General features: G+C 38.4%; 8 protein-coding genes and 3 pseudogenes. 5 read left to right on the forward strand and 6 right to left on the reverse strand.

From position 1 onward, the window contains the following. Positions 1 to 218 (reverse strand): DoxX family protein (locus tag L652_RS0112005; protein ID WP_253947721.1); only part of this gene is annotated, 218 nt, incomplete at its 3' end. A gap of 164 nt (positions 219 to 382) precedes the next feature. Here L652_RS0112005 and L652_RS0112010 point away from each other — a divergent pair. Further along, complete coding sequence (locus tag L652_RS0112010; protein ID WP_002962592.1) at positions 383 to 1270, forward strand: LysR family transcriptional regulator; 888 nt, start codon at positions 383 to 385, stop codon at positions 1268 to 1270. A 30-nt stretch (positions 1271 to 1300) separates the two neighbouring features. On the opposite strand, the pseudogene L652_RS1000000124955 reads toward L652_RS0112010, so the two are convergent. From L652_RS1000000124955 to L652_RS0112035, 4 genes and pseudogenes are all read right to left on the reverse strand, one after another. Beyond that, positions 1301 to 1450: pseudogene (locus tag L652_RS1000000124955) on the reverse strand (transaldolase family protein); the annotation flags it as partial. Between the two features lie 36 nt (positions 1451 to 1486). Next, positions 1487 to 2502: pseudogene (locus L652_RS01000000123755) on the reverse strand (xylose isomerase); the annotation flags it as partial. 283 nt (positions 2503 to 2785) lie between these two features. Then, on the reverse strand, positions 2786 to 4153 hold the full coding sequence (locus L652_RS0112030) for a TrkH family potassium uptake protein (RefSeq protein WP_024596485.1): 1368 nt from the start codon (positions 4151 to 4153) through the stop codon (positions 2786 to 2788). Continuing rightward, positions 4150 to 4809 carry a TrkA family potassium uptake protein gene (locus tag L652_RS0112035; RefSeq protein WP_024596486.1) on the reverse strand — a complete coding sequence of 220 codons (660 nt, stop codon included), beginning with the start codon at positions 4807 to 4809 and terminating at the stop codon, positions 4150 to 4152. The genes L652_RS0112030 and L652_RS0112035 overlap by 4 nt, the downstream gene beginning before the upstream one ends. A 181-nt stretch (positions 4810 to 4990) precedes the next feature. On the opposite strand from L652_RS0112035, the gene L652_RS0112040 reads away from it, so the two are divergent. Both L652_RS0112040 and L652_RS0112045 read left to right on the forward strand, forming a co-directional pair. After that, positions 4991 to 6298: a DUF4118 domain-containing protein gene (locus L652_RS0112040; RefSeq protein WP_024603473.1), complete on the forward strand. Its 1308-nt coding sequence runs from the start codon at positions 4991 to 4993 to the stop codon at positions 6296 to 6298. After that, positions 6291 to 6959, forward strand: a complete 669-nt coding sequence (locus L652_RS0112045) for a response regulator transcription factor (protein ID WP_024596487.1) — start codon at positions 6291 to 6293, stop codon at positions 6957 to 6959. Before L652_RS0112040 ends, L652_RS0112045 begins: the two co-directional genes overlap by 8 nt. Before the next feature lie 47 nt (positions 6960 to 7006). On the opposite strand, the pseudogene L652_RS0112050 reads toward L652_RS0112045, so the two are convergent. Next, positions 7007 to 7297: pseudogene (locus L652_RS0112050) on the reverse strand (MFS transporter); the annotation flags it as partial. A gap of 448 nt (positions 7298 to 7745) precedes the next feature. Here L652_RS0112050 and L652_RS0112055 point away from each other — a divergent pair. Continuing rightward, complete coding sequence (locus L652_RS0112055) at positions 7746 to 8894, forward strand: N(5)-(carboxyethyl)ornithine synthase (RefSeq protein ID WP_024596488.1); 1149 nt, start codon at positions 7746 to 7748, stop codon at positions 8892 to 8894. A gap of 170 nt (positions 8895 to 9064) precedes the next feature. Beyond that, a partial coding sequence (locus L652_RS0112060; protein ID WP_024603474.1) for a Na+/H+ antiporter NhaA occupies positions 9065 to 9988 on the forward strand: 924 nt, incomplete at its 3' end.

The following is a 9988-nucleotide window of genomic DNA, read 5'->3' on the forward strand; positions in this document are numbered from 1 at the left end:
CCAGCCATAATAACTAACAAACCACTTGCAGCTATAATGCTTAGTTTTTTTATCCAAATAGCAACAGCACCTGCAAGTTCACTTGCACCAATAAAATAGCCAAACCAAGCAGGTAAACCCATGAGTGCAAAAGATAAGTGCATTTGCTCAACTCCTGCTAGTTTTGCAGAGCCTGCAGCTATAAAGGCAAGTGTTGTTAATCCTAGTGATGTATACATAAAAATTCTTTTTACTTTTGTGCTCATGTTATTCCCAACTTTAATAAGAGTGATTTAAGCAGATGCTTAGCTTTTGACGTTAGAATAATCACAGTTCTTATTAATTAATATTGAATGTTTTTTTATAAGACATAAACTTTAGCTTTACATGTTTGGCGTAAATTATGAAATTAGAACAGCTTAGTATGTTTGTTACTGTTGCTCAGGTTGGATCATTGAGTGAAGCAAGTGCTCTTTTACACAAAACTCAACCAGCTATAAGCCAAGGTATTAAGCAACTAGAAAATACCCTTAACTTTGCCTTATTTAGTCGTAATGGTTATCGGTTAGAGCTTACCAGTGCAGGAAAAACTATGTTTCATAAGGCTATGAAATTGCTAGATGATGCAGCACAACTTAAACAAGTTGCACACCACATAGCACAGGGGAACGAGGTAAGTATAACGATTGCAATTGAAGCATCATTTAATTTAAAAGGTATTTTACCATTACTAAAAAATATGCAAAATCAGTTCCCTGAAACTCAAATAATAATCAGGCAAGAGTACATAACAGGTGCAATTGAAGCCTTACTTGATGGCGGTGCCGATCTGTGTATAACACCAACAATGGAATTTTCTGCACAAGAAGAGAAAATTGAAAAGCATTTGTTAAATAGCGGCTCATTAATCAATGTAGCTTCCCCTTTGTTGTTAAAGCGAAATCCAAACCTAAGGCAAGCCACTGATTTGTTGAACGAATACCAAATAATTGTGCAGGACTCAGGCACTGGTTCAAAAAACATAGAGTGGGGTGTACAGCAAGGTCAGCGACGATGGTATGTAAATGACTTTCCAACTAAAAAAATGCTTATCGAAAGTGCAATGGGTTGGGGCAAATTACCAGGTTATTTAGCTGATGAAGGTATTGCAAATAATACTCTGAAAATGCTGTCACTTAGTGATGTGCAAAATATAACGCCTCTAAAATATTACATTATTAAGAAAAGGGGAGAAGTGTTGGGACCTGTAGGAGAGGCCGTGTGGGAGCAATTTAAAAACTATCAGATATAACAATTACATATATGTGAAAAACGTATTTAAGTGTTTATATTGAGGTAATTTTGCAGCTTGTAAAATTAACGAAGGATTGGTTGTTGCATCAACCGGTTGTAGGGCTTTGATTGACTCTACATCGCCACTGTCGGCAACGACCGTGGTTACTTTTTTGAGTTGTTCTAACAAGTTCATAATGATGTACGCCTCGGCTTTAAAACCGAGGCGATGTCCTTATACGTAGCGGTTAACAATATTCTCAAGCAGCTCTTGTCGGCCAGAAACTTGCTTAGGATAGATGTCGTTTTCGTGTACTAACGCAGCAAGGCTCTCAAGTGATTGTTCACCTTTTAAAATGCTTTGGCCTAGGTCTTCTTTCCAACCTGCGTAACGTTTTTCTACAAAGTCAGAAAGCTCGCCGCCTTCAATCATTGCTGCTCCATTGAGTAATGCTTTTGCCATCGTATCCATACCACCAATGTGACCGATGAATAAATCATCGCGTTCACACGATTGACGACGAAGTTTAGTATCAAAGTTAAAGCCACCGGTTGTAAAACTGCCATTCTTTATAATTTCGTAAACGACAAGTGTGCACTCAGCTACATCGTTAGGGAATTGATCTGTATCCCATCCGTTTTGCATATCACCACGGTTAGCATCAATACTACCCATAATACCTTTAGCGCAAGCAACGGCAATTTCGTGGTGGAAGCTATGACCTGCAAGTGTTGCGTGGTTTGCTTCAATGTTTACTTTAATTTTGTCTTGTAAGGCGTGCTTGTGTAAAAAGCCTGCAACCGTTGGTGTATCGTAATCGTACTGGTGCTTAGTTGGCTCTTGTGGTTTTGGCTCAATTAATAATGTGCCTTTAAAACCAATTTTTTTCTTGTGTTCTACAACCATTTTCAAAAAGCGTGCGTACTGCTCGCTTTCTTGCGCAAGGTCTGTATTTAGTAGTGTGTCGTAACCTTCACGACCACCCCAAAGTACGTAGTTTTCGCCGCCTAAACGATGCGTAATTTCCATTGCATGTTTAACTTGCGCTGCTGCATATGCATACGTATTAGGATTAGGGTTTGTTGCACCACCGGCACAAAAACGTTTGTTTGAGAACAAGTTAGCAGTACCCCACAGTGGCTTTAACCAGTGCGCTGCATTTCTTTTTAGATAATGTTAGCTATGTGCGTTACGTAATCGAGGCTTTCTTGTAGTGTTTTGCCTTCAGGGGCAATATCAACATCATGAAAAATATTTGTATTTAAGTTTTTACACGAAACCAAAGGCAAAGAGCTTGAAAAAATGAAAGGGTAAATATTACCCCTTTAATAAGCGCCAAAACTATTGTAATGGTTTTGGCGCTTATTTTATTAATTTTCATATCTGCAATAATAAAGTGAGGTTATAGTTACCTTTGTTTTTTCTATAAAAGTCTCTCAATTGATAAAGCCATATTTAGAAGTCGCTAATTTCCTTGCTTACACTGCCAAAAACCTTACATAAATTATGCTGGCTAAGTGGCCTTAATAATAGTTACCCTATTTGTATGGTTGTTTTAGCAAATTTAAGAGGTTGTAATTTAGGTCTTGCAAAACAATAAGCAAATGTCAGTGGACCTACTCTGCCAATCAGCATAAGTAAAATTATTATTAGCTGGCTTGGCATACTTAAATTACTAGTAAAATCACGAGATAGCCCTACAGTGCTTAATGCCGAAATTACTTCAAAAGTAATATCTAAAAGAGACGTTTTCTCGATTTTACTCATAATCATGATGCTTAAAAAAGCCGTAAATAAGTATAAAATTACAACACTCAATGCTTTTATCACAAGTTTGTCGCTTAGCTCTCTGTTAAATATGGTTACCTGTGGTTTTTGGCGTAAATAGCTATACATAGCAAGTAGTAAAATAACAAAAGTTCCTATTTTAATGCCGCTTGCTGTACTTACCGAACCACCACCTATTACCATTAATAACAATGTAAGCAATGTCGAGTCGGAACTGAGCTGGCTAATAGGTAAAGTATTAAAGCCTGCAGTACGTGGTGTAACTGCTTGAAACCAGGCAGCAATTACTTGCTCGTTAATAGGTAGGTTGGCAAGTGTGGCTGGATTTGAATATTCAAATAAAAAAATAAGCAAAAATGCACAGCAATTAATTACAGCACTTGCAATTAATACAATACGTGTATTAGTTGCTAATTTATGCCAGCGACGTTGTTGATATATATCTATTAAAACGGTAAACCCTAAGCCACCGATTATAAATAATGCACTGATAATAAGATTAACAGATACATCACTTTTAAAAGCCATTAAGCTATTACTGTCGAGTGCAAACCCGGCATTGTTAAAAGCCGAAATAGTATAAAATAGACTTTGATAGGCGCTACCCGCAATACCATAGTCATCTACCCAGCTCATAAAAAGTAAGCAAAATGCTATAGTCTGAATTATTAGCGAGTAAGTTATTACACATCTAGCTACATGGATCACTCCATTTAAATCGCTGGTATCGAATGCTTGGCTTGCAAGTAAACGTTGTTTTAATCCTAAGTTTTTACCAATACTTAAAAATGAAATAACGGCTACGGTCATAAAGCCGATTCCTCCAATTTGAATAAGTACCATAACAACACATTGCCCAAATGTGGTTAGCGCAGTGCCTGTATCAATAACAACTAAGCCTGTAACTGTAACCGCAGAGGATGCAGTAAAAAAAGCTTGAATAAAGCTAAGCGATTCAACACTTGCAAAAGGTAATAGTAATAAGCAAGTGCCTAAAATAATGAGAGCAAAAAAACCAGCAGTTAAAATTAAAGGGGGGTTAACAGGCCTTTTCAAATTTTTTAAACGGCGATTAAATTGCTTTGGAAGTACGTGTGCTTGCCAGTTGATCATAAAGCTTTAAACCGTTTGGTGAGTTTTGTTAGGTAATGTTTAGAGCCCAGTAATACAAGGCTATCACCATGGCGTAACTCGGTGTCGAGTGTTAGGTCTGTATTAAAATTATCATCTCGGCGTAAGGTGAGCGGTTTTATATCTGAGTTACGCTCTTTTAAAAGCCAGCCAATATTGCGCCCTGATAAATGTAAATCTATGGCAAGCTCAACAATAAATGTAGATTGTGTAAGCGCAAAGTACTGGTTAACCATAGGGTAGTTAAGTGCATGTGCTACTCTGATACCCATTTCTTCTTCGGGGTGAATAATACGGGATACGCCAAGTTTACTTAAAATTTGATGGTGACTTTTAGAGCACGCCTTAACCCATATTTGTTTAACACCAAGGTTTTTTAAATGCAGCACGCATAAAATACTCGCTTCTATATTTTCACCAATTGCAACTAATACAGCTTGGCAGCTGGTTAAGTCGAGTCGAGCAAGCTGTGTTTCATCACTAGCATCTAAAATGACAGTGTAATTTAACTGATTAGCAAACGTGTTAATGGTGCTTTCGCTTATATCGGCTGCGCAAACGTGATGCCCCTGATTAGCAAGCTCAAGCGAGGCGGTAACACCAAAACTACCTAATCCAATTACTGCAAACTGTGCCATGTGCGTTCCTATTTAAAAAATACTACATAGCAAAGACTATGGAATTTTAGAAAAGAGTCACCCCATATCAATTAAGCTTTATAAACATTTAACACTACAGCCAAAAATCTTTATAAAAACTTTATACACAACGTATTAAAAAGCAGTAACCTATAAAAGAGAATTTTATGGGAGTGCACAAATGGGTATTAATAAATGGCTTAAGCCGCTTTTATTGACAACAATTGCGCCTATTTTTATTGTGCTGGCTATTTTTCCAGTTCGAGAGTGGCTAACNACGACCACCGACATTGTGATGTTGCAATTACTTTGGGTGGCATGGGTTGCGGTGCGTCAAAATGCCGCCTTAGCGGGGATTACAACGTTAGTTAGTGTGGCATGTACCGACTGGTTTTTTGTACTGCCGTACTTTACATTTCATATCGAAAAAATTGAATACTTAGTCACTTTTACTGTCATGCTTATAGTTGGCTTGATGATAAGCAAATTGGCGGGCGAGCTAAGTAAAAACGTTCGTGATACCCAGTTACATGCCAGTAATACACGATGTTTATATGAGTTAGCTAAGGCGCTTAATGGGCTTGATGATATAAACGCTCAGCGCCAAGTATTTACAACTTCGATTAAAAACCATCTAGGTATTACACTTCGTTGGAACAATAATACAATGGATAATGGAGAGTACTTCAATATCGAACAAAACACACAATGGGGCGGCTTTAGTTCAGATGCCGAACTTAGTCCTGAAAACCGTGCATTTATAGATACGGCACTGTCTTTGTTGTTTCAGGTCCACGAAAACTCAAATCTTAGAAACCAGTCTGCATCGATGAAAGTACAAGCAGAGTTAGAACGTGCTAAAAACGCATTGCTGCGTAGTTTATCTCATGATCTACGCACGCCTTTGGCTACTATTATGGGCTCATCAAGCATGTTAGCTGACGAAAATATTGAGCTGAGTAAGGCATCAATTACAGAACAAGCAAAAAATATTTATGAGCAAAGTGAAATCTTAAATCAGCATTTTAATAAAGTGATGGAGCTTAGCCGGGTAAATAAAATAGGAGAGCAGCTAGCGTGGCAAGCTATCAACGTACATACACTGGTTACTGAGGCTAAAGCACGCAGGCAGCAGCAATTAAGTGGTTTTAACTTAGCGTTAGTCTTTGATAAAGCTACTTGTTGTATAGGTGATATAACACTTTTAGAAATCGCGCTTGCGAATATATTCGAAAACGCGGCACGTTACGGTGATGGAGTGGCGACAGTGGACTTTAATACTGAACGAATTGGTAATATAACACACTATAAAATAGCCGTAAGCAACCTCATAGTTACTCATCCAAGCAGTTCGGATGAAGGAGTTGGGCTTGGTAGCGTAATTTGCGATGTAGTTGCTCAGTTTCATCAAGGCGAATTTGTATTAGCTATTGATGAGCTGACCCAAGTAGCCACAGCAATACTTAGCTGGAGTGCAAAGAATGATTAATGTATTGGTGCTAGAAGACTCACCTGCATTGCAAAGTTTTTTAAAAACATTACTAGGTGCCAGTGGCTATAACGTATCAATTAGTGCGAAAGGGCTTGATGGTTTTTCATTAATGAGTGAGCAAAGCTTTGACTTAGTGTTACTTGATTTGGGATTGCTTGATATGGATGGACAAGCTTGGTTACTTGAAGTACGACAATGGAGCCAAATACCAATATTAGTGCTTTCGGCTCGCGATGGCGAGGTGGAAAAGGTTACAGCCCTTGATAATGGGGCAAACGATTATATAACCAAACCTTTTAGTGCAAACGAACTTCTGGCAAGAATGCGTGTGCTACTAAGAGTAAATACACAGCCGAGTTTGGCACTGCAATGCGGTAGCATCATTATAGATCCGCGTAAGCACACAGTTACGCTTAACAGTAGCGATGTAAAGCTCACTAATAAAGAATATAAAATTTTGCTTATGTTATTTCAAAATAAAGATAAAGTGCTTACTCATAATGCTATTTTAAGTCAGGTATGGGGGGAGCAATACATTAATAGACCTGAGTATATACGTGTACATGTAGCGCAGCTAAGACAAAAACTTGAGGCAAACCCTGCAAGCCCTATTCATATCTTAACTGAGCCAGCGGTAGGTTATAGATTAGTTGGGTAGGCACTAAAAAATTATCGTCCTAAATTTAGCTATTTAGGACGATAAAGTTATACGTTTTCTAGTTTTGTTCCTTTGGTTTCAGTTACTAGGTAAATAACAAAAAGCACCGATATAAATGTGAAAAATGCATAGAGCGAATATGCGAGTACAAGCCCTCCACCGGCTAGCAATATGGGAAAGGTAATAGTGACTAAAAAATTAGACAGCCATTGAGCAAGCCCTGCAACCCCTAAGCCTAATCCTCTCATGCTATTTGGAAATATCTCGCCGAGCATTACCCACATTACGGGACTCCATTAAAGGTTAAAAAAGAATACATATAAGTTGGCCTTTACAAGAAAACCAAAGCAGCCAAATCTTGATTACATACAAAAAATTAGTAATAACCGCTCATGGACATAGCCGAAGTTGATATAAAAGCCAAACGTTCGGCTAACCCAATACAAAGCAGATTAAACCTGCTCTAAAAAGTAAATCACTAAGGTAAAACCTCAGTAATTAGCGAGTACTCCCTTTATTTCAGTGTGAGATACCCAAGTTAGCAATACTTATTTCTGATATACTCAGTTAGCACTTTTACTCAAAAGGTAATAGTCTTCAGCTTGCAACTCAATGCAAGTTAACTCACTGCTCTTCATTATTTATTGTCAAAATTACACCTTTGTAAAATAGAGTTGGTTCATCCGAGCCATAAATGTACAGAAAAAACACCGCCTAAGTTTATTGGCGAAGTACGATTATTCGTTGATGAACTCAAGCGTACTTACTTTATAAACAGGACTTAGCATGAGTGAATTAACTATCGGCGTTATCGGAACATCCCGCAAGACAGATGAAAGACGGTATCCTATTCACCCAGAGCACTTATTACGAATTCCCGAAAATCTTAGAAAACAAATGGTGTTTGAACAAGGCTATGGCACCGCTTTTAATGTTAGCGATGAATATATTGCAACGTTAACGGGTGGCATTGCATCTCGCAGCGAAATACTTACCCATATTGGCACTGCCATTATCGCAAAGCCTGTACTTGCTGACTTAGAAGAAATGCGCGAAGGAGGCACTATTTGGGGCTATGCCCACTGCGTTCAACAGCATGAAATAACACAAGCGGCGATAGAGCGTAAACTTACCTTAATTGCTTTTGAAGATATGTATGTGTGGTCACCAAACGGAAATGTAGGGCGCCATACTTTTTATAAAAACAATGAAATGGCAGGGTATTGCGCTGTAATACATGCTTTGCAACTTAAGGGTATTGATGGTCATTATGGCGATCAACGTAAAACGATTATATTTAGTTTTGGTGCAGTGAGTAGAGGCGCTATTTACGCCCTTAAAGCGCATGGCTTTAGATATATTACAATTTGTATTCAGCGTCCTGATCACGAAGTGCGTGAAGAAATATTAGATTGTCATTATGTTAAGGTACGAGAAGGTGTTGAAGGAGAAGCTCGCATGATGGTTGTTGAACATGATGGGACTAATCGACCACTTAGCGATCTTATTAGCGAAGCCGATATTATCGTGAACGGGATTTATCAAGAAACAGCTCATCCGGTTAACTTTGTAATTGAATCAGAAGCAGACTCCTTAAAACCTAACAGCTTAATTATTGATGTTAGCTGTGATGAGGGGATGGGATTCTTTTTTGCAAAGCCGACAACGTTTAAAAACCCTTTATTTCGATATAACAACACGGATTATTATGGCGTTGATCATACACCGAGTTATTTATGGGAAAGCGCGACGCGTTCAATCTCTGCGGCGCTCATTGTATATTTACAAACGATACTTAAAGGTGCTTTGCAGTGGCAAAAAGATGAAACCATTCGCCGTGCAATAAACATTGAGCAAGGAATAATTAAAAATGCGGCTATTTTGGCATTCCAAAACCGCGAAAATATTTACCCTTATAACGTAATAACACAATGATTAAATCTATCTCTAATCTAATTTTACATTAGATTAATTAGGGGTGTGCACTTCGTCTTAATGTAAGTAATTTTAAGGCGAAGTGTTTGTTGACTGATAGTAAAGCTGGAGAACTTAAATCTTAAAAGTTTTGATAAAACGAACACCCACAATTTATAAGGCTACCTGATATGCCTAACGATTCTAAAAATATACTAAATCGTGGCTTAGACTATATGCACACCCCATTTTCTAATTTTATGCGTGCTCAAACCACTTCTAGTTTGTTTCTTCTGGTATCTACAATCATTGCACTATGGTGGGCAAATTCAGCTTATTCAGCTACCTATCTAAACTTAGTGCATACGCCTATTGGGATCTCATTAGGAAACTTTGAGCTACAAACCTCGCTTAAACACATTATTAATGATGGTTTGATGGTGATATTTTTCTTATTGCTAGGGCTTGAAATAAAACGAGAGGTACTTGCTGGGGATTTAGCTGAGCCCAAAAATAGACACATGCTCATTTTTTGCGCCATAGGCGGAATGGTCGTGCCAGCTGGTATTTATTCGCTGTTTAACTGGGGGCAAGATTCACTGATTGGTTGGGGTATACCCATGGCAACCGATACTGCGTTTGCATTAGGTGTGCTTACAATTGTAAGAAAACACATACCAACAAGCTTGTTGGCTTTTATTGTAGGTCTTGCGATTGTTGACGACGTGGGGGCAATACTCGTTATTGCCGTGTTTTATACCCAAGAAATATCGGTGATGTATTTGTCATGCGCCGTTGTTCTATTTACTTTTTTAGTAGCCGCCAATTATGCCGGAATAAGACAACCGCTTTTTTACATTATCATTGGTCTTGCCACCTGGTGGATGATGTTACAGTCAGGTGTTCATCCTACTGTAGCAGGTGTTGCTATTGCTTTAACTGCTCCTGCTCGCTCAATGTTGGGCTCAGGAAGGTCGCTTGAAAAGGCAAAAACAACCATTACCTCAATGCAAAAAGAAATAGAGAAAGTAGATGTTCTGGCTAGCAGGCAGGATCATAAACAGGTACTCGAAATTCGTGATTTAGCCGAAAATGCGGGTACACCTTTGCGTCGG

Source organism: Pseudoalteromonas sp. TB25, assembly GCF_000497995.1.
GTDB lineage: Bacteria > Pseudomonadota > Gammaproteobacteria > Enterobacterales > Alteromonadaceae > Pseudoalteromonas > Pseudoalteromonas distincta.

Excerpts from the sequence above, each read along its gene's own strand:
- L652_RS0112030 (WP_024596485.1), bottom strand. The coding sequence starts at position 4,153 with ATGATCAACTGGCAAGCACACGTACTTCCAAAGCAATTTAATCGCCGT.
- L652_RS0112045 (WP_024596487.1), top strand. The coding sequence starts at position 6,291 with ATGATTAATGTATTGGTGCTAGAAGACTCACCTGCATTGCAAAGTTTT.
- L652_RS0112010 (WP_002962592.1), top strand. The coding sequence starts at position 383 with ATGAAATTAGAACAGCTTAGTATGTTTGTTACTGTTGCTCAGGTTGGA.
- L652_RS0112035 (WP_024596486.1), bottom strand. The coding sequence starts at position 4,809 with ATGGCACAGTTTGCAGTAATTGGATTAGGTAGTTTTGGTGTTACCGCC.
- L652_RS0112055 (WP_024596488.1), top strand. The coding sequence starts at position 7,746 with ATGAGTGAATTAACTATCGGCGTTATCGGAACATCCCGCAAGACAGAT.